The organism is Streptomyces sp. NPDC002845 (genome assembly GCF_053591955.1).
Window position 1 is genome coordinate 51,566 of the sequence record NZ_JBSFUU010000053.1, and the last position, 17,457, is coordinate 69,022.

16 protein-coding genes and 1 pseudogene are annotated in these 17,457 nt (G+C 70.0%); 9 read left to right on the top strand and 8 right to left on the bottom strand.

Annotation, left to right across the window (positions count from 1 at the left end):
* Nucleotides 1-465: 465 nt before the first annotated feature.
* The 3 genes and pseudogenes from ACWD3C_RS31780 (at nt 466) to ACWD3C_RS31790 (ending at nt 3,782) form a co-directional block, all read left to right on the top strand.
* A pseudogene (locus ACWD3C_RS31780) lies at nt 466-1,373 on the top strand (MBL fold metallo-hydrolase).
* Nucleotides 1,374-1,517: 144 nt separating this feature from the next.
* Nucleotides 1,518-2,552: a phosphotransferase family protein gene (locus tag ACWD3C_RS31785; RefSeq protein ID WP_451149640.1), complete on the top strand. Its 1,035-nt coding sequence runs from the start codon at nt 1,518-1,520 to the stop codon at nt 2,550-2,552.
* 6 nt (nt 2,553-2,558) lie between these two features.
* Nucleotides 2,559-3,782 carry an acyl-CoA dehydrogenase family protein gene (locus ACWD3C_RS31790; protein WP_451149626.1) on the top strand — a complete coding sequence of 408 codons (1,224 nt, stop codon included), beginning with the start codon at nt 2,559-2,561 and terminating at the stop codon, nt 3,780-3,782.
* A 226-nt stretch (nt 3,783-4,008) separates the two neighbouring features.
* On the opposite strand, the gene ACWD3C_RS31795 is transcribed toward ACWD3C_RS31790, so the two are convergent.
* Nucleotides 4,009-4,602, bottom strand: coding sequence for a TetR/AcrR family transcriptional regulator (locus tag ACWD3C_RS31795; RefSeq protein WP_451149627.1), 594 nt, complete (start codon nt 4,600-4,602; stop codon nt 4,009-4,011).
* A 119-nt stretch (nt 4,603-4,721) separates the two neighbouring features.
* On the bottom strand, nt 4,722-5,486 hold the full coding sequence (locus ACWD3C_RS31800) for an SDR family oxidoreductase (RefSeq protein WP_451149628.1): 765 nt from the start codon (nt 5,484-5,486) through the stop codon (nt 4,722-4,724).
* Nucleotides 5,487-5,676: 190 nt separating this feature from the next.
* On the opposite strand from ACWD3C_RS31800, the gene ACWD3C_RS31805 reads away from it, so the two are divergent.
* Both ACWD3C_RS31805 and ACWD3C_RS31810 read left to right on the top strand, forming a co-directional pair.
* A complete protein-coding gene (locus ACWD3C_RS31805) occupies nt 5,677-6,924 on the top strand; it encodes an exo-beta-N-acetylmuramidase NamZ family protein (RefSeq protein WP_451149641.1) in 1,248 nt (415 codons plus the stop codon).
* A 133-nt stretch (nt 6,925-7,057) separates the two neighbouring features.
* Nucleotides 7,058-8,392 (top strand): serine-threonine protein kinase, encoded by a 1,335-nt coding sequence (locus ACWD3C_RS31810; RefSeq protein WP_451149642.1) that lies wholly within the window; start codon nt 7,058-7,060, stop codon nt 8,390-8,392.
* Nucleotides 8,393-8,443: 51 nt separating this feature from the next.
* On the opposite strand, the gene ACWD3C_RS31815 is transcribed toward ACWD3C_RS31810, so the two are convergent.
* Entirely contained in the window at nt 8,444-11,248 is a 2,805-nt protein-coding gene (locus tag ACWD3C_RS31815; RefSeq protein ID WP_451149629.1) for a penicillin acylase family protein, read from the bottom strand.
* A 284-nt stretch (nt 11,249-11,532) separates the two neighbouring features.
* Here ACWD3C_RS31815 and ACWD3C_RS31820 point away from each other — a divergent pair, with 284 nt between their 5' ends.
* Both ACWD3C_RS31820 and ACWD3C_RS31825 read left to right on the top strand, forming a co-directional pair.
* Nucleotides 11,533-12,135, top strand: coding sequence for a hypothetical protein (locus tag ACWD3C_RS31820; RefSeq protein ID WP_451149630.1), 603 nt, complete (start codon nt 11,533-11,535; stop codon nt 12,133-12,135).
* A gap of 81 nt (nt 12,136-12,216) precedes the next feature.
* Nucleotides 12,217-12,945, top strand: a complete 729-nt coding sequence (locus tag ACWD3C_RS31825) for a 3-keto-5-aminohexanoate cleavage protein (protein ID WP_451149643.1) — start codon at nt 12,217-12,219, stop codon at nt 12,943-12,945.
* Here the strand turns inward: ACWD3C_RS31825 and ACWD3C_RS31830 are convergent.
* Nucleotides 12,891-13,088, bottom strand: a complete 198-nt coding sequence (locus tag ACWD3C_RS31830; RefSeq protein ID WP_451149631.1) for a hypothetical protein — start codon at nt 13,086-13,088, stop codon at nt 12,891-12,893. The genes ACWD3C_RS31825 and ACWD3C_RS31830 overlap by 55 nt on opposite strands.
* A gap of 82 nt (nt 13,089-13,170) precedes the next feature.
* Nucleotides 13,171-13,692 (bottom strand): redox-sensitive transcriptional activator SoxR, encoded by a 522-nt coding sequence (gene soxR, locus ACWD3C_RS31835; RefSeq protein ID WP_451149632.1) that lies wholly within the window; start codon nt 13,690-13,692, stop codon nt 13,171-13,173.
* A 162-nt stretch (nt 13,693-13,854) separates the two neighbouring features.
* Between soxR and ACWD3C_RS31840 the strand changes: the two genes are divergently transcribed.
* Nucleotides 13,855-14,316: a MaoC family dehydratase gene (locus ACWD3C_RS31840; protein ID WP_451149633.1), complete on the top strand. Its 462-nt coding sequence runs from the start codon at nt 13,855-13,857 to the stop codon at nt 14,314-14,316.
* A gap of 19 nt (nt 14,317-14,335) precedes the next feature.
* Here ACWD3C_RS31840 and ACWD3C_RS31845 read toward each other — a convergent pair whose 3' ends face one another.
* From ACWD3C_RS31845 to ACWD3C_RS31855, 3 genes are all read right to left on the bottom strand, one after another.
* Nucleotides 14,336-14,965, bottom strand: a complete 630-nt coding sequence (locus ACWD3C_RS31845) for a TetR/AcrR family transcriptional regulator (protein ID WP_451149634.1) — start codon at nt 14,963-14,965, stop codon at nt 14,336-14,338.
* A gap of 96 nt (nt 14,966-15,061) precedes the next feature.
* Nucleotides 15,062-15,349, bottom strand: a complete 288-nt coding sequence (locus ACWD3C_RS31850) for a YiaA/YiaB family inner membrane protein (protein ID WP_451149635.1) — start codon at nt 15,347-15,349, stop codon at nt 15,062-15,064.
* A gap of 77 nt (nt 15,350-15,426) precedes the next feature.
* Nucleotides 15,427-16,578 carry an acyl-CoA dehydrogenase family protein gene (locus ACWD3C_RS31855; RefSeq protein ID WP_451149636.1) on the bottom strand — a complete coding sequence of 384 codons (1,152 nt, stop codon included), beginning with the start codon at nt 16,576-16,578 and terminating at the stop codon, nt 15,427-15,429.
* Between the two features lie 78 nt (nt 16,579-16,656).
* On the opposite strand from ACWD3C_RS31855, the gene ACWD3C_RS31860 reads away from it, so the two are divergent.
* The gene (locus ACWD3C_RS31860) at nt 16,657-17,298 is read left to right on the top strand and encodes a TetR/AcrR family transcriptional regulator (RefSeq protein ID WP_451149637.1); all 642 of its coding nucleotides are present in this window, start codon (nt 16,657-16,659) and stop codon (nt 17,296-17,298) included.
* The last annotated feature ends 159 nt before the right edge of the window (nt 17,299-17,457 follow it).

The following is a 17,457-nucleotide window of genomic DNA, read 5'->3' on the forward strand; positions in this document are numbered from 1 at the left end:
ATTGCCGACAACCACTCGACGACTGACCCTCACCATCACGCAAAACGGATACCCTTGTACCCGCCCCGGACCCCTCAGTCAGCCGCTCCGCCGGCAAGTACGTCGAGCCAGGCCGCCATCGAAGTGCCGGCGACCTCGAAGCCCGGCGGGTGCAGGTCGCCCAGGTCGCTGACGTACACCGGTGACTCCGGGACGTCGACTGCCAATAGGACCCTCGCCCGCCCGAGTCGTCACCGATCAGCTGGTAGCCGGGCGCGTAGACGCCGACCTCGCCCCAACTTCCCGTCGCGGACATGTAGTCCATGAGTCGTCGCAGTTCAGAGCCGGTACACGAGCTCCTGCGGTCGGTAAGGTCGAGCCAGGTCGACCAGCAGTTCGAAGCCACCCCGGATTCCTCTGGATCGTCGCCGACTGGCAGGCTCACAGCACCAGTCGGCGGCGATTCAGACGTTTCAGGGAGTGGCGATGACCGCAGGCGAGCCGTACACGGTCGAACTGGCCGACGATGTGTACGCGTACGTACAGCCGGACGGCGGATGGTGCCTCAACAACTCGGGATTCGTGAGCGACGGGACGACCACGTTGCTCGTGGACACGGCGGCGACCGAGCGGCGGACGCGGGCCCTGGGTGCCGCGCTGAAGGCCACCGGGGTGCCGGAGCCCCGGTTCCTGGTCAACACGCACCATCACGGGGACCACACGTACGGCAACGGGTTCTTCGCGCCGGCCGCCACGATCGTCTCGCATGCCGACTGCCACCGGCCCTGGCGAGCGGGCAGCATCTGCATCTGCTGTGGCCGCAGACCGATTTCGGGGACGTGCGGATCACGGGTGCGGATCTGACGTACCGGGACCGGATGTCCGTGCACGTCGGGGACATCGAGGCCGAGGTCATCCATCCCGGGGTCTCGCACACTGTGGGGGACTCCCTGGTGTGGCTGCCGCATCGGCGGGTGCTGTTCACCGGGGACCTGGTTTTCGAAGGTGGCACGCCGTTCTCCCTGATGGGCTCGCTCAGCGGGTCGCTGCGGGCGCTGGAGGTGCTGCGCGGGCTGGGCGCCGAGACCGTCGTACCGGGGCACGGGCCGGTCACGGATCCCTCGGCGTTCGACCGGGCCGAGCGGTACATCCGGTTCGTGGCCGAGGTCGCCGAGAAGTCCCGTGCGGCGGGGCTCACGCCACTGGAGGCGGCACGCGCCACGGATCTCGGGGAGTTCGCCGCGCTGCCGGAGAGCGAGCGGCTCGTGGCCAATCTGCACCGGGCGTACGCCGAGCTGGACGGGGTGCCCGAGGGTGGTTTCGTGGACCCGTTCGCCGGGTTCGCGGACATGGCGGCCATCAACGGTGGGGAGATGATGACCTGCCACGCGTGAGAGAGAGGGGTGCAGAGGGTGATTTCGGTCGAGACCCCGATCACTTTTGACGCTCGTACTGGACGGCATACCGACCGGTCGGCATCATGAGTCGGGTCCTGTGCACCCTATTCGGGTCCTGTTCACCCCCACGTAGGAGCGATGATGCGCCCAGACCATCCGCCAGGTCTCGATCCCGACCGGCTGCGCGGCCTGCTCGACGCCCAGCGGCCCGGCCTGGTGCACGGCCCTCTGACCGGCCGGCTGATCGAGGGCGGACGGTCGAACCTGACGTACGAGGTCACGGACGGCACCGCGCGCTGGGTCGTACGGCGGCCGCCGCTCGGCCATGTGCTGGCGACCGCGCACGACATGAAGCGCGAGCACCGGGTGATCAGCGCGCTGCACCCGACGGACGTGCCGGTGCCGAGGACCGTGCTGCTGTGCGAGGACGAGGAGGTGCTGGGCGCGCCCTTCTACGTCATGGACTTCGTGGAGGGAACGCCGTACCGCACCGCCGAGCAGCTCGCCCCGCTGGGCCCCGAGCGGACGCGCGACGCGGTGCTCGGGCTGCTGGACACGCTGGTCGAGCTGCACGCGGTGGACCCCGCCGAGGTGGGACTCGCGGACTTCGGGCGCCCCGAGGGTTTTCTGGACCGGCAACTGCGGCGCTGGGGCAAGCAGCTGGACGCCTCCCGCAACCGCGAGCTGGCCGGGATCGACGAACTGCACGCGGCCCTGGGGCGGGAGCTGCCCCGCTCCCCCGCACCGACCGTGGTGCACGGGGACTACCGGCTCGACAACGTCCTGCTCGGTGAGGACGACAGGATCGCCGCGATTCTGGACTGGGAGATGTCGACGCTCGGCGATCCGCTGACCGACCTGGGGCTGCTGGTCATGTACAGCATCCCCTTGGGCATCCCCCACTCCCCCGTCTCCACGACCGCCACGGCGGCCGGGCACCCGGGCGTCGCCGAGCTGGTCGAACGGTACGCCGTTCGCTCGGGACGCGATGTGTCCGCCGTCTCCTGGTACACGGCCTTCGCGTGGTTCAAGCTCGCCGTGATCCTGGAGGGCATCCACTACCGGTACACGCTCGGCCAGACGGTCGGCGGGGGCTTCGACAGCATCGGCGACCTGGTCCCCGTCTTCGTCGAACACGGCCTGACCACGCTTCGAGAAGGCCTTCAGGAGGGCTGATCCACCATGGATTTCGCATTCGACGCCCGCACGGAGGAGCTGCGCGCCAAGCTCCTCGCCTTCATGGACGAGTACGTCCATCCGGCCGAGGCCGTCGCCGACGAGCAGCGGGCCCGGCTCGCCTCGCCGTGGGACACCCCGGCCGTCGTCGAGGAGCTGAAGGCCGAGGCCCGTCGGCAAGGGCTGTGGAACCTGTTCCTGCCCGATTCCGAGTACGGTGCCGGGCTCACCAATCTGCAGTACGCGCCCCTCGCCGAGATCACCGGGCGTTCCCCGCAGTTGGCGCCCACCGCGCTGAACTGCGGGGCGCCCGACACGGGCAACATGGAGGTGCTGGCGCAGTTCGGTGACGAGCGGCAGAAGAAGCAGTGGCTGGAGCCGTTGCTCGCCGGGGAGATCCGCTCGGCGTTCGCGATGACCGAGCCGGAGGTGGCCTCCTCGGACGCCACCAACATCACCACGCTGATCGAGCGAGCCTCCGACGGCACGGACGAGTACGTCATCACCGGTCGCAAGTGGTACATCTCCGGGGCCATGAACCCGGACTGCAAGATCTTCATCGTGATGGGCAAGACGGACCCGGAGGGGTCCGACATCCGCCGCCAGCAGTCCATGGTCCTGGTCCCGCGCGACACCCCGGGCGTCGAGGTCAGGCGCGCGATGCGGGTGTACGGCTACGAGGACCACTACCACGGCGGGCACGCGGAGGTGATCTTCGACCACGCGCGCGTGCCGGTGTCGAACCTGATCGGCGAGGAGGGCGGCGGCTTCGCCATCGCCCAGGCCCGCCTCGGTCCGGGCCGTATCCACCACTGCATGCGGCTGATCGGCATGGCCGAGCGGGCCATCGAGCTGATGTGCAGGCGGGCGGTGGCGCGTACCGCCTTCGGCAAGGCGCTGGCCCAGCAGGGCGTGGTGCACAACTGGATCGCGGACGCGCGCGTGGCCGTGGAGCAGCTGCGACTGCTGGTGCTGAAGACGGCCTGGATGATGGACACGGTCGGCAACAAGGGTGCCCACACCGAGATCCAGGCCATCAAGATCGCCACGCCTCGTACGGTCGTCGACATCATCGACCGGGCGATCCAGCTCCACGGCGCGGGTGGCGTCAGCCAGGACTTCCCACTGGCCGAGCTCTACGCGGGCGCCCGGACGCTGATGATCGCCGACGGGCCGGACGAGGTGCACCAGCGGTCGCTGGCGCGGCGGGAGCTGAAGAAGTACGTATGAGGGGTCATGTGTAAGGGGCGGCCGCAGTTGCGGCCGCCCCTTACACATGTGCCTGGGGGTGCTAGGGGGTGTTTCGAAAGTCCCGCACAGCACCCACGGCGCCCGGCACGCACTCTCGCCGCACCAGCCGAAAGCCCAAGTACATCCAGTACGAGAGCTTTCGTCCGGCACGCCGAGAGCACGCACCGGACACCGCGGGCACCGCACAGGACTCTCGAAACACCCCCTAGGGGCGCAGTGCGCGCAGCAGCAGATCCGCCAGGTGGTCCGCGACCTCCTGCGGGCTCAGCGGGCCATCGGGGCGGTACCACGTCGACAGATGGTGGACCGAGCCGAAGTGGTAGTCCACGACCAGATCCGCCGGCGTCGCCTTGGAGAAGACGCCCGCTTCCTGACCCTCCTCGACGAGCGCACGGAAGCGTTCGTGGTAGCGACGGCGCTCGGCGCGCACCTGTTTGTTCTTCTCGGGGCTGAGGTGGTGCATGGAGCGGAAGAAGATCATCGCGTCGTCGAGGTTGTCGATGGTCGTGACCACGACGTCGGCGGCCGCGTCCCGGAGCCGCTTCTCGACCGGTTCGTCGGCGTCCGCGAAGGCGTCCAGGCGCTCCTGCTGGATACGCAGCACGCGCGCGTACACCTCGTGCAGGAGGTCGTCCTTGGAGCCGAAGTAGTGGTACAGCGCCCCCTTGGTGACGCCTGCGGCCTCGACGATCTCCTGTACGGAGGTGCGGTCGTAGCCCTGCTCGGCGAAGAGCCGGGTGGCGGCGGCCAGCAGCCGCTGCGGGACGGGCGTGCCGTCTCCGTCCGTCGTCCTGGGCACTGCCGCCACCTGCCTTCCGTGTCGTACACCGGCCCTCCGGGCGTCGTCGCCGGGCCGGGATCGCGTTTCCTGTCGGAGGATCTTCCCACTCTCCGCCCCGGGCAAGTCGGGCAGGGCGGTCAGTCGGCCGCCTCCCACTTCTGCTGAATGTGGTTCATGTTGGTCAGCCAGCGGTCCGGGTCGGCGGCCCGCGCCTGGTAGTAGGCGGCGGCCTCGGGGTGCGGCAGGATCAGGAAGCGGTCCTCCTCCATCCCCTTGAACAGTGCCTCCGCGACGTCCTCGGGCTCGATCGCGGTCGGCGCGAGCACGAGGTCGCCCGCGCTGCCGGAGGCGGTGAGCATGTCGGTGCGGACGCCCTGGGGGCAGATCGCGTGGACCTTCAGGCCACGGTGGCGGTAGGTGAGGGAGAGCCACTCGGCGAAGGCGTACGCGCCGTGCTTGGTGACGCTGTAGGGGGCGGCGCCGATCATGGTGAGCAGTCCGGCGGCCGAGACCGTGGAGACGAAACGGCCGCTGCCGCGCTCCAGCCAGTCGGGGAGCAGTTCGTGGGCCGCGCGGACGTGTGCCATCACGTTCACGTCCCAGGCGAGCGCCCAGACCTTCTCGTCGGCCGCCTCGGTGCCGGCGGAGGCGAGGCCCGCGTTGGCGCAGTACACGTCCACCGTGCCGCCGAGGGCGTCCCGGGCGTCGGTGACGACCGCGGACGCGTCGCCGGGGACCGCGATGCCGCCGATCTCGTCGGCCACGGCCTTCGCCCTGGCCTCGTCCAGGTCGTTGACGACGACCCGGGCTCCCTCGGCCGCGAAACGGCGGGCCAGCGCGGCACCGATACCGCCTCCCGCTCCGGTGACGACCACACCCGCACCCTGCACGACTCCCACCATCGGTCTCCTTCGACGCGACGCGAACGGCTCCGCTCCGGACATCAGACTAACCAGTCGGTATGTACGGGCGGAAGGGGCTCACGACGCGCACCGCCGCCCGCATCCGGTACGTTCCCCGGGTCCGGCGCGCACGCTAGCGTGCGTGGCCATGACAGTTCCGTCGGTCACCCAGGTCACGGAGGTCACCACCATGAGCTTGTCGAGACGGGGGCTGCTCGCCGCCACCACGGGTGTCACCGCGCTGACGGCCTGTTCCGCGGGCCCGGCCACATCCGCCGAGAGCGGCGGCCGCGGACTGCGAACCGGATTCGAGCGCCTCGTCGCCGACGGATACGCCGTGCTCGACGGTCAGCGGGTCGGCGTCGTCACGAACCCGACGGGCATCACCAGGGACGTGCGCCACATCGTCGACGTCATGCACGCCGACGACCGGGTGAACCTCGTGGCCGTCTTCGGCCCGGAACACGGCTTTCGCGGCACCGCGCAGGCGGGCGGCTCGGAGGGACGCTACGACGACCCGGCGACCGGACTGCCCGTCTACGACACGTACATGAAGAGCGGCCGGCCCCTCGCCGACATCTTCACCGCCTCCGGCGTGGACACCGTCGTCTTCGACATCCAGGACGTGGGCGCCCGCTTCTACACCTACATCTGGACGCTGTACGACTGTATGGAGGCGGCGCGGCTCGCGGGCAAGCGGTTCGTGGTGCTCGACCGGCCGAACCCGGTGACCGGGCGCGCTGCCCTTGGGCCGGTGCTGCACAAGGAGTTCGCGACGTTCGTCGGGCGGGAGCCGGTCTCCCAGGCGCACGGGATGACGGTGGCGGAGCTGGCGCGGCTGTTCAACGGGGAGTTCCTCACCGCGCCCGTACCGCTGGAGACGGTCCTCATGAGCGGATGGAAGCGCTCGGACTTCTACGACGCCTCCGGGCTCCCCTGGGTGCCGCCGAGCCCGAACATGCCGACGCCCGACACCGCCCTGGTGTACTCCGGGACCTGTCTCTTCGAGGGGACGAACCTGTCGGAGGGGCGCGGCACGACCCGCCCGTTCGAGCTGCTCGGCGCGGAGGGCATCGACCGACGGTGGGCGGAGGAAGTCAGTCGACTCGGGCTGCCGGGCGTGCGCTTCAGGGAGGCGTACTTCGCACCGACCTTCTCCAAGTTCCAGGGGAAGACGGTCGGGGGCGTACAGATCCACGTGCACGACCGGGCCGCGTACGACCCCGTGCGTACCGGTGTGGCGCTGCTGGTGACCGCCAAGTCGGTCTGGAGCGGCTTCGGTTGGCGCTCCGACAACTGGATCGACAAGCTGACCGGTTCCACGCTCGTGCGCACGATGATCGACGCGGGGGCGACGGCCGACGAGGTCGTGGCCGGCTGGCAGGAGGAGCTCGCCGCGTTCCGGGCGGTGCGGCGGCGGTACCTCGCCTATCACTGATCCGGGTGCATCCCTTCACTGATCCGGGTGTATCCCTGCCCTGACGTATGGCCAAGCTCCCCCGGCGGCGGGACCATGCGCGCACAGGGCATGCGCAGGGCATGTGCGCGGCCGCCGAAGGGGGCTTGGCATGGTGGCGGACCCCGGTATGAGCGTGACTCCCTACTGGGAGCTGACCTTCGACGCGGACGGAGACGTGGACGCCCGGCAGCGGGAGCGTCTGGTCACGGGGGTCGGGCAGCGCAGCGTGCGCGACCTGGTCGTCTTCGCGCACGGCTGGAACAACGACCGCTCGATCGCCACCGGGCTCTACCGTCGGTTCTTCGAGCCGTTCCCCTCACTCGCGCCACGGGCCCGACTCGGGTACGTCGGGGTGCTGTGGCCCTCGATGCGGTTCTCGGACGAGCCGATCCCCGACTTCAAGCCGTCCCTCGCCGCGGCCCCCGCCCGCCGCCCGGTGCTCGACAAGGGCACCCGGCACGCCCTCCTGGAGGTGTTCCCGGGGCGGGCCGTCGTCGTGGAGCAGATGGCGCGGCTGCTGGACCAGCGGCCGGACGAGGCGGCCTCGTTGGAGGAGTTCGGGCGCCTCGTACGGCTGCTGGTGGAGGTACGGCCGCAAGGGCCGCAGGCTGCCTTCGCCGCGGACACGCTGGCGGAGGGCACGCCGGAGAGCGACCCCGAGATGCTGTTCGGCGATACGGCACAGGTGTGCGGGGAGTTCGCGGCGGCGCTGGCGGATGCCGAGTCCCCCGGCGAGGAACCGTCAGCCACCCTCGCGCCGCCCCGGTTGTGGGGCGGCGCCCACGAACTCCTGCGTCAGGCCACGTACTTCGCCATGAAGCGCCGCGCCGGAACCGTCGGCGAGCGCGGACTCGGCCGGGTGGTCGGACAGCTCGTGCGGGCCGTGCCCGGCGTACGGGTGCATCTCGTCGGGCACAGCTTCGGCGCACGCCTGGTGTCGTTCGCGCTGCGCGGGCTGCCGGACGGGGTGCGGGCGGTGAAGTCGGTGACGCTGCTCCAAGGGGCCTTCTCGCACTACGCGTTCGCGGCGCGGCTGCCGCACGACACGCGGGCGAGCGGGGTGCTGCACGGTCAGCAGAACCGTATCGACGGTCCTCTGGTGTGCTGCCACTCCCGTCATGACTCGGCGCTCGGCACGATCTACCCGCTGGCCTCCCGCCTGGCGGGCGACGCCCACGCGGTGGCGGGCATCAGCATGGGCGGCATCCTGCGCGCCAAGTGGGGTGCGCTCGGCTACGGCGGCATCAAGGCCGTGCAGGGCACCCGCTCGCTCAAGCTCGCCGATGCGCTCAGGTCCCCACTGCCCACGTCCGGTTGTGTGAACGTCGACGCGGCCGCGGTGGTCAGGCGCGGTGGGCCCCCGTCGGGAGCCCACAGCGACATCTGCCACCGGGAGTTGGCGCAGGTGGTGCTGGCGGCGGGCCGTATCGCCCGAGCCCGAGCCTGAGCCCGGGACAGAGGCGCCCGGCCCACCGCCGCACGGTCGTCGACCGAGGAGTCACCTGTGCGAGGTGAACTCCACCACCTGCTGGTAGGTCGGCCGGTTCTGCCAGCTGATCTTGTCGTGCTTGATGCCGCCGAGCTCCTGCTGAATGATCGAGTCGGCGCACCACTGGTCGCCCGCCGAGCAGTACTCGTCGCCGGGGTAGACCTGGGCGGCGGTCTTGCCGGCCGCCTCCTTGAGGGTGCTGATCAGCAGGTTCCGGCAGGCGCTGAGGCTGCCGTCGCCGCAGTACGTCCGCGCCAGGCCGCCTTGCACCTGCTCACCGAGCACGGCCCGGATGTCCTTGTCGACATAGCTCCACCAGCCGTACTGGAAGGAGCTTCCGGCGTGCGAGCCGGTCGGGCCGTGACCGGCCGAGGGTGACTCGTCGACGGGGAGGTTGCGGGTGATGGCCGTGTAGAGGTCGGTGCCGAGGCCCGGTTCGAACTCGGCCTTCACCAGCAGCGGCCACCAGGCGTCCAGGATGCGGATCGCCTCGGCATTGGCGTACCTCTTCGAACCGGCCGAGGTCTCCGTGCGTTTGGCGCCGGCCGTCAGCCAGCCGTTCAGTTTCGTGACGGCCGCGGCGGCCGCGGTGTCCGTGACCGGCTCGCTGTTGACGACCCTCAGCAGCTTGGGCAGGACGTCCTCGGCGCGCAGATCGGCGATTCCGGCGTCGGCCATCGCCTTCACCAGCGAGGCCCTGGTCACCCCGCCCTCGGCCACCAACTCCTTGACCCGGTCGTCGAGCAGGTTGCCGCGGTGGACCGACCCATTGCCCCAGGGGGCCGTGGTGTAGTCCTTGGCCTGCTTGTTGTTCCAGGAGATGTAGTAGTCCTGGTCGACGGAGTTGGGGTGCGCGGACGGGGGCGTGTAGTCGGCGGTGTTCGTCGCCGGGTTCCAGTTCCGCCACTCGTACGCGGCCCGCCCCCACACCGGGAACTCGGCGTCGACGTCGGTGGCGCGCACCGGGTTGTCACCGCTGTTGTAGTACGCGGTGTGCTCGGAGTCGGCGTAGAACCAGTTGAACGTGTAGTTGATGTTCTGCACCGCGCGCTGGAAGGACTCCGGGCCCGTCACGTAGTCCGGGTCGTTCAGCATCTGGAAGCCGATGATCGACTCGGCCTCGTTCAGGTAGGAGGAGCGCAGGGTGGTGTAGGCGACCTTCTTGCCGTCGACGGTCGCGCGGTGCGAGACCGGGCCGTACTTGGTGCGCCAGACCTGCATGCGGTACGAGCCCGCCGGGGTGGAGTCGGCGGTGGTCGGCTTCCAGGCGTTGGTCTGTTCGACCTTCTCCATGGGCGTGCAGGTGCCGTGGTACAGGTAGTGGAAGTCGTCCTGGCACAGCTCGACCGCGTAGGTGTCGATGATGTCCTGGCCGGAGGTCGTGGCGCTCCACGCGTAGTCCTGGCCGCGGCCCAGCTCGACGTACATGCTCAGGCCCGCGAAGGAGGCGCCGCGGGCGCTGATGCCCGGGCCCTGGATCTCCTGGAGCATGAGCAACTGCGGTGCGAAGTAGCCGGTCTGCGGGCCGAAGACGGCTATCGGGTTCCCGCTCGCGGTGTGCTCGCCGCTGACGACGAGGGCGTTGGACATGCCGCGCCTGGCCGAGCCGAGGGCGCTCGCCGTCGCCTCGGCCGACGTGCTCGCCGAACCGGCTGTGGCCGCGCTGCCGGTGCGGTCGTGGACCAGCGGTTCCTCGGTCACCGAGCCCGCGTCGGGGAGGGCGATGCCCTGCGGGTCGTCGGGCTTGGTGGCGTACGGGAAGCTGCCGTCGTGGACGGTGAGCACGGCCTCGGGGTCGTTGCGCTCGCGGAAGGACTCCCAGACCTTGGTGCCCTCTTCCACGCCGTACTGCTCCTGGGCGGCGAGGAGGGAGAGCGCGTTGTTGACCTCGCCGCCGCCGCCCGAGCCGAAGAGGGCGCCGATGACGGAGGCCAGCGCGACCAGGTCGGTGGGCTTGAAGCGCTCGATGGTGCCGACGTTGGTGATGGAGTCCTTGTGGCCGGTGAGGACGTACTCGCCGGGGAAGTAACGGCCGCTGTCGGAGGCGTCGATGTAGGCGTTGATGCCGTCGACGTAGGCGTTGACGTCGTCGAAGGCCAGTTCGCCGCGCTCGCCGTTGGTGGCGACCGCGTGGTCGATCTGGGCCTGCAGATCGGCCTCGGTGTACGGGGCATGGCGCCAGAACTCCTGCTCCAGGCCCTGGTTGGACTCGGCGCCGCCCGCGAACGGGGTCAGATTGCCGCGTCCGACGTGCCGGAAGACGTCCATCAGCCACAGCCTGTCCTGGGCTGCCGCATAGCCGGCTCCGAACTCGGTGCCGTATCGAGTGGTACCGGTGATGTGCGGCACACCGGTCTTCTTGTCGCGGACGATCGTCACGTCCGTGCGGCCGGCCGGGCTGAGGGTGGAGGCGACCTGGTCGGAGGGGACGCCGAAGGACGCGTCGTTGAAGAAGGTGTTGATCGTGGAGTTGGTGAGCGCGGGGTAGCCGGTGGCCAGGTTGGCGTAGGGCCCGAGCTGGTTGGACGAGTTCGCGGGCTTCGCGCCGAAGGCCTGGTTGAGGAGGATCTGTGCGAGGGTGGCGTTGCCGTTCTGGCCGGGCGGAAGGATGTCGGAGCACTGACCACCGCAGTAGTCGGTGACAGCCGCGGCCTCGACATCGGCCGTTGCCGCGGTCTCGGCGGCGGCCGCTTGGGAAAGCGGTGACAAAAGGCCGGCAATGAGGACGCATACGGATGCGCCCTTGAGGAACTCCGGAATTCTGCCGGGAGTTCTCAGTCTGTCGAGCATGGTGCGTGGGGTGCTCCGTGGCATGGCAGCTCCTGGCGACGGGGGTGGGCGGGACGTTACCGCCGGTATCCCCGGGTTGGAAGATGAACATGCATCAACTTTTACGAAATCGCCACGGCGCCACGTATCACTCGGCAGACGACCGACGGCTGGGGGAAGCCGCCGTGACCGTTCGGCGGATCGCTTATGGAGGTCATCGGAAATCGGATGGAGCCGAATCGGGAGTCGATACGTCTATTCGGCGACGTCCGTACGACGACGCCGAAGTGACCGAAGTACAGGTGCAGGTGTGACGGAGGTGCAAGGCGATGGCCGGTTTCCGGAGTCTGGCGAGACAGGTGCGCGATCCACGGTGTGATCTGGCACTACGGCGCTACTCACTGCGCAAGTGCCTGGAGAGGTTTGCCCCCTACGGGCATCGGGCGACCTGGGATCACCTGTGTTCCCGGGCCGGGTTCGGTGCGGAGGACCGTTCCCCGGACCCAGCGCGGCTCGTGGCCGCACTGGAGGAGCTGGAGGAGGCCCGCTCCGTCTGGCTCGCCTATGAGGTGGAGTTCGCGCAGCGCCGCAAGCGGGAGAAGCACGACGGGCTGCGCAGGCCGGGCAGTGTCGACGACTGGCACCGGCTGACCTGGGGCGGTTTCGGCGTCGCATGGTGCGACGACCCCCGGGTCCACCCCCATGAACCATTGGCCGAGGTGCTGCGCCGGCTCATCGCCGCGCTGGAGCGCGAGCCGGGCAGGGTGTGCCCGGTGTGCGAGGGCGCGCGCCTCATGTGGAAGCACGACCTGGATCACGAGCCGTCGTCGGGTCCCGTCTGCACGGACTGCGGGATTCTCGTACCACGGCCGGTGTTGACTCCTGAAGCCCTGGCGGAGGCCAGGCGGGTTCGGCTGCTGGTGTCGGCCTGACCACGGCGGGGGTGCGCCGGGGATGCCGCACCCCCGTGCATATGGGGAGCTTTGTCAGTGGTGACTGGCACCATCGGGGACATGGTGCAGGTCTGTTTGAACGGGGCCCGAGGGGCCGGTGACGGGGCCGTGGTGCCCATGTCACCGGGCGCGATGGCCGACTCGGCGGAGGATTCCGTCGCGGCAGGGGCGTCGGACATCCATGTCCATCCCAAGTCCCCCTGCGGTCATGACACGTTGTCGGCGAGGGCGATCGCGGCCACGCTCGACGAGATACGCTCACGGGCCCGCGTCCCCGTCGGCGTCACCACCGGAGCCTGGATCGAACCCGACCCGGCCGCCCGCGTGGCACGCGTCCGCTCCTGGACCGTCCTGCCCGACCACGCCTCGGTCAACTGGCACGAGCCGGGTGCCGAGCAGGTCGCCGCCGCCCTGCTGGAGCGCGGAGTCGGCGTGGAGGCGAGCCTCTGGTCCGGCACGGACGGACCCGCCCGGTTCCTGGCGTCACCGCTGGCGCCCCGGGTGCTGCGCGTCCTCGCCGAGGTGACGGACCCCTCGGCGGACACGGCGGAGCGGTCCGCCCAAGCCCTCCTCACCGAACTGGGCGACGCCCACGGCCGGCCCGTCCTGCTGCACGGGGAGCAAGGCGGCGCCTGGCCCGTGCTCCGGCTGGCGGGGCGGCTGGGGCTCGCGACGCGCATGGGCCTGGAGGACACGTTGGTCCTGCCGGACGGGGAACGGGCCGTGTCCAACGCTCAGTTGGTGGCGGAGGCGGTGGTCCAGTACGGGGCGGCCCAGCGAGCGCCGTAAGGGAGAGTGAGGAGTTCGGTGCGGGCGTACAGGAGTTCACCGCCCAGCAGCTCCGCCGCGCCCAGTCGGCGGACCTGGCCGTCGCGAAGGCCGTTCCGTCCGGCCGTCGAGTGGTACAACCCGGTGACCGGCGGGCGGGCCATCGCGCAGGCGGTCAGCCCGGCCTGTCCGACGCCACGGGATCGGGGGATCCTGGGGGTACGGGGAGATCGCGGGCCGCGCTGTTCAGCAGCAGTCCCCGGGCTCCGGCTGCGGGTCCGCGCGCCGCGCTTCCTGCCCTACGGCGGTGGCCTTGCGCTCGACCATGAGGCGGGAGCCGGACTGGCGCTCGCCGAAGACGTCGTCGGGGTTGGACAGCACGCAGCCGTCCAGGGACAGACAGCCGCAGCCGATGCAGTCGGTGAGGTGGTCGCGCAGCCGGTTGAGCTGCTTGATGCGTTCGTCGAGCTCGGAGCGCCAGGCCTCGGAGAGGTGGGCCCAGTCCTCGCGGGTCGGGGTGCGCTCCTCGGGGAGTTCGGCGAGGGCCTCGCGGATCGTGGCGAGCGGGATACCGACACGCTGCGCGGCCCGGACGAAGGCGACCCGGCGCAAGGTGTCACGGCTGTACCGGCGCTGGTTGCCCGCGGTGCGGCGGCTGCTGATCAGGCCCTTGGACTCGTAGAAGTGCAAGGCGGAGACGGCGGCGCCGCTGCGGGCCGACAGCTGGCCGACGGTCAACTCGTGGATCTTCTCGGGGATCTGGGGCACCCCTCCAACCCTACCGACCCCATCGCGCTCCCGACCGTTGACAGGGGGCTCACACCCGACCATGCTAAGCAGTTGCTTAGACATGGAGACGCAGGCACAGACACAAACAGCAGGCACAGACAGAGACATGGGATACAGACATGGGATGCGGGAGGCCGGGACATGGCTGAGGCGAGGATCTTCACGTCCGCCGACGAGCTGAAGGCGGCGGTGGGCGAGGAGCTGGGGTACAGCGACTGGCTGGAGATCGACCAGAAGCGGATCGATCTCTTCGCGGAGGCCACGGGTGACCACCAGTGGATCCACGTGGACCCGGAGAAGGCCGCCGCGGGGCCGTTCGGGACGACCATCGCGCACGGGTATCTGACCCTCTCCCTGCTGCCCCTGCTCGTACCGCAGGTCATGCGGGTCGAAGGACTGAAGATGGGCGTCAACTACGGCACCAACAAGGTCCGATTCCCCGCACCGGTACCCGTGGGCTCCCGGCTGCGCGCGACCGCCGCACTCAAGGAGGTCACGGAGGCGGGGGAAGGCGTCCAGGTGACGGCCGCGGTCACCGTGGAGCGCGAGGGCGGGAACAAGCCGGTGTGCGTGGCGGAGTCGGTGTCGCGCTACTACTTCTGAGGCTTCTGACGGCCGCCCCTCAGGGCTTCTTCGCTCCCACCATCCGCAGTACGAGGTCGGCGTACAGCGCGCCGACCTCGTCCGGCGTCCGGGGGCCGTTCACGTTGAACCAGCGGGCGACGTCGATGCACAGGGACAGCACGGCGAGGGTGGTGCCGGGAACGTCCGGGACGTCGAACTCGCCCGCCGCGACGCCGTCCTGGATGATGCCGCGCACCTCGGCGTCGACCTGGCGGCGCAGCGCGAGGATCTCGGCACGGGCGTCCGGGCCGAGTGAGTCCAGTTCGTACTGCACCACCCGTGCGGTGGTGCGCCCCCCGGCGTGCCAGCGGACGAAGGAGCTCACGGCGTCGGCGAGCCGCTCGGTCGCGCCGCCCTCGCCCCGGGCCGCCGTCCGCAGGATCTCCAGGGCCTTCTCGTGGCCGATACGGCTGATCCGGTGGAGCAGCTCTTCCTTGGTCTTGTAGTGGATGTAGAGCGCAGCCGGGCTCATCCCGGCGCGGCCCGCGATGTCACGGGTCGTCGTCGCGTGGTAGCCGCGCTCGGCGAAGGCCTCCACGGCGGCCACGAGCAGCCGCCGGGCCGCGTCCGGGGTGACCTCACCCCACGGCTGGGGCTCGCCGCCGGCCGTCTCCTCCGCCGTACTCATCGCTTGCTCTTTCCTTCGACTGGCAGGACATACACCATACCGCCGAGGGTGAGCGGGCGCTTAGGGCGCCCGTTCAGGAGCGTGTACGCGAGGTGCTCAGAGTTTCTCGAAGGGGTCGTGTTCGGCGAGCAGCTTCTCCAGCCGGGCCTGGTCGACGCGGCTGACGATCTGCCCGGCCTCCTGCCGGTCCCGGATCACCTTGGCGAGGGTGAAGGCGGAGGTGACCAGGTAGAGGACGGCGATCGCGAGGAACGCGCGGACCCAGGCGTCGGCCTGCAGTTTGAAGATGCCGACGGCGGTGGCGACCATCGCGACGGCGAAGGAAACCAACGCCTGACCGAAGTACGCGGCGGTGGTCTGCTGTTTGACCGGTGTCTCACTCATGCGGACAAGGATCGGCGGATGTGGCCGCCGCCACATCCGCTCGGATACTCAGTCAGTACTCAGAACGTCACCCTTGCTCAAAACGCCGAAACGCCCGTCAGCGCGCGGCCGATGAGCAGCTTCTGTATCTGGCTGGTGCCCTCGTAGAGGGTCATCACGCGGGCGTCGCGGAGCAGCTTCCCGGCCGGGTACTCGTCGATGTAGCCGTAGCCGCCGAAGACCTGGAGCGCGTTGTTGGCGGCGCGGACGGCGGCCTCCGAGGCGAAGAGCTTGGCCTTGCTCGCCTCGGTGGCGAAGAGCCGACCGCGGTCGACGAGGTCGGCGACCCGCCAGGTCAGCAGCCGTGCCGCGTCCACGTCGACGGCGATGTCGCTGATGAGCTCCTGGACGAGTTGGTGGTGGGCGATGGTCCTGCCGAACTGCTCGCGCTCGGTCGCGTACGTCACCGCCGCGTCGAGCGCGGCCTGGGCGATCCCCACGCAGCCTGCCGCGACCGACATCCGCCCCTTCGCGAGGGCGGACATGGCCACGGAGAAACCCTTGCCCTCGGGCCCCAGCATCGCGCTCGCGGGCACCCGTACGCCGTCGAGGACCAGCTCGGCGGTGGCCTGTCCGCGCAGGCCGAGCTTGCCGTGGAGGGGGCGGCGGGTCAGGCCGGGGGTGTCGGTGGGGACGAGGAAGGCGGAGACGCCCTTGTGGCCCGGGGCGTCGGTCGAGCGCGCGAACAACAGGACCACGTCGGCCCAGGTTCCGTTCGTGATGAACATCTTAGTGCCGTTGATGACGTAGTCGTCGCCGTCGCGTACCGCGCTCGTCGCGAGGTTGCCCGCGTCCGATCCCGTGCCGGGTTCGGTGAGGCCGAAGCAGCCGACGTACTCGCCGGAGGCCAGGCCCGGCAGCCAGCGCCGCTTCTGCTCCTCGCTCCCCCAGGACGCGACGGTCTTGGCGACCAGCCCCAGAGAGACGGAGACGATGCCGCGCACGGAAGAGTCACCGCGGCCGAGTTCCTCGGTGACGAGGCAGTACGCGAGGTGGTCGCCGCCGGAGCCGCCGTACTCCTCGTCGAGGGTGAGTCCCAGGAAGCCGAGCGCGCCGAGCTTCTTCACGATGGCCCGGTCGACGTTCTCGGCGCGGTCCCAGGCGGCCGCGTGCGGGGGGATCTCGCGTTCGACGAAGTCTCTCGCTAGCCGGCGGACGGCGGTCTGCTCCTCGGTGAGCTCCAGGTTCATGACGCGTCACCTCGTACGTGAAAGTGTCGATTTTAATTACCAGTGCTAGTTTAATTTCGCAGGCCTACTATGTGCGCCATGGCCCGACCGCGCAAGCCCCTTCTGAGCACCGACCGGATCGTCGAGACCGCACGGCAGTTGGTGGACGCGGAGGGGCTGGCGGCGCTCTCGACGCGCCGGCTTGCCGCCGAGCTGGGGGTGAGCGGGCCGTCCCTCTACAACCACTTCCGCACGAAGGACCAGATCCTGGAGGCGGTCGCGGACTCGGTGAGCGCGCAGGTCGATCTGTCGATGTTCGAGGACGGGCGGGAGTGGCGGACGGCGCTGCACGACTGGGCCGTCTCCTATCGGGCCGCCCTGCGGGATCACCCGAACATCGTTCCCGTCCTCGTCCGTGGGCCGGGGCGTCGGCCGGCCGGGCTTCGGCTTGCCGATGCGGTGTTCGGGGCCATGGTCGAGGCGGGGTGGCCTCCGGCGCAGGCCACGTCGATCGGTGCGCTGATGCGGTACTTCATCATGGGCTCCGCCCTCGGGTCCTTTGCCGGGGGGTTCGTGGACGACGAGAATGCGTACGATCCGGCCGACTATCCGCATCTCGGGCAGGCCCATCTGCTTGCCGAGCAGCAGGAGAAGGTGGACGAGCGGGCCTTTGAGACGGGGCTTACGGCTCTGCTGGACGGGTTGGCGCGGCAGTATGAGGCGGTTCGGCGGGTGCCCTAGGGGTTTTCGCCCCCGCCGCCCCTACCCGTCCCATCCTCCAGGGGCTGCGCCCCTTCGACCCCTGGGGTGGGTGGGTTGTCTGCGGGTGGGTGGGTTGTCTGCGGGTGGGTGGGTTGTCTGCGGGTGGGTGGGTTGTCTGCGGGTGGGTGGGTTGTCTGC

What these genes read in the sequence shown, in the direction of transcription:
- ACWD3C_RS31785 (WP_451149640.1), top strand. Translation starts at nt 1,518, where the DNA reads ATGCGCCCAGACCATCCGCCAGGTCTCGATCCCGACCGGCTGCGCGGC.
- ACWD3C_RS31790 (WP_451149626.1), top strand. Translation starts at nt 2,559, where the DNA reads ATGGATTTCGCATTCGACGCCCGCACGGAGGAGCTGCGCGCCAAGCTC.
- ACWD3C_RS31800 (WP_451149628.1), bottom strand. Translation starts at nt 5,486, where the DNA reads ATGGTGGGAGTCGTGCAGGGTGCGGGTGTGGTCGTCACCGGAGCGGGA.
- ACWD3C_RS31805 (WP_451149641.1), top strand. Translation starts at nt 5,677, where the DNA reads ATGAGCTTGTCGAGACGGGGGCTGCTCGCCGCCACCACGGGTGTCACC.
- ACWD3C_RS31815 (WP_451149629.1), bottom strand. Translation starts at nt 11,248, where the DNA reads ATGCCACGGAGCACCCCACGCACCATGCTCGACAGACTGAGAACTCCC.
- ACWD3C_RS31820 (WP_451149630.1), top strand. Translation starts at nt 11,533, where the DNA reads ATGGCCGGTTTCCGGAGTCTGGCGAGACAGGTGCGCGATCCACGGTGT.
- ACWD3C_RS31825 (WP_451149643.1), top strand. Translation starts at nt 12,217, where the DNA reads ATGGTGCAGGTCTGTTTGAACGGGGCCCGAGGGGCCGGTGACGGGGCC.
- ACWD3C_RS31830 (WP_451149631.1), bottom strand. Translation starts at nt 13,088, where the DNA reads ATGGCCCGCCCGCCGGTCACCGGGTTGTACCACTCGACGGCCGGACGG.
- ACWD3C_RS31840 (WP_451149633.1), top strand. Translation starts at nt 13,855, where the DNA reads ATGGCTGAGGCGAGGATCTTCACGTCCGCCGACGAGCTGAAGGCGGCG.
- ACWD3C_RS31845 (WP_451149634.1), bottom strand. Translation starts at nt 14,965, where the DNA reads ATGAGTACGGCGGAGGAGACGGCCGGCGGCGAGCCCCAGCCGTGGGGT.
- ACWD3C_RS31850 (WP_451149635.1), bottom strand. Translation starts at nt 15,349, where the DNA reads ATGAGTGAGACACCGGTCAAACAGCAGACCACCGCCGCGTACTTCGGT.
- ACWD3C_RS31855 (WP_451149636.1), bottom strand. Translation starts at nt 16,578, where the DNA reads ATGAACCTGGAGCTCACCGAGGAGCAGACCGCCGTCCGCCGGCTAGCG.
- ACWD3C_RS31860 (WP_451149637.1), top strand. Translation starts at nt 16,657, where the DNA reads ATGGCCCGACCGCGCAAGCCCCTTCTGAGCACCGACCGGATCGTCGAG.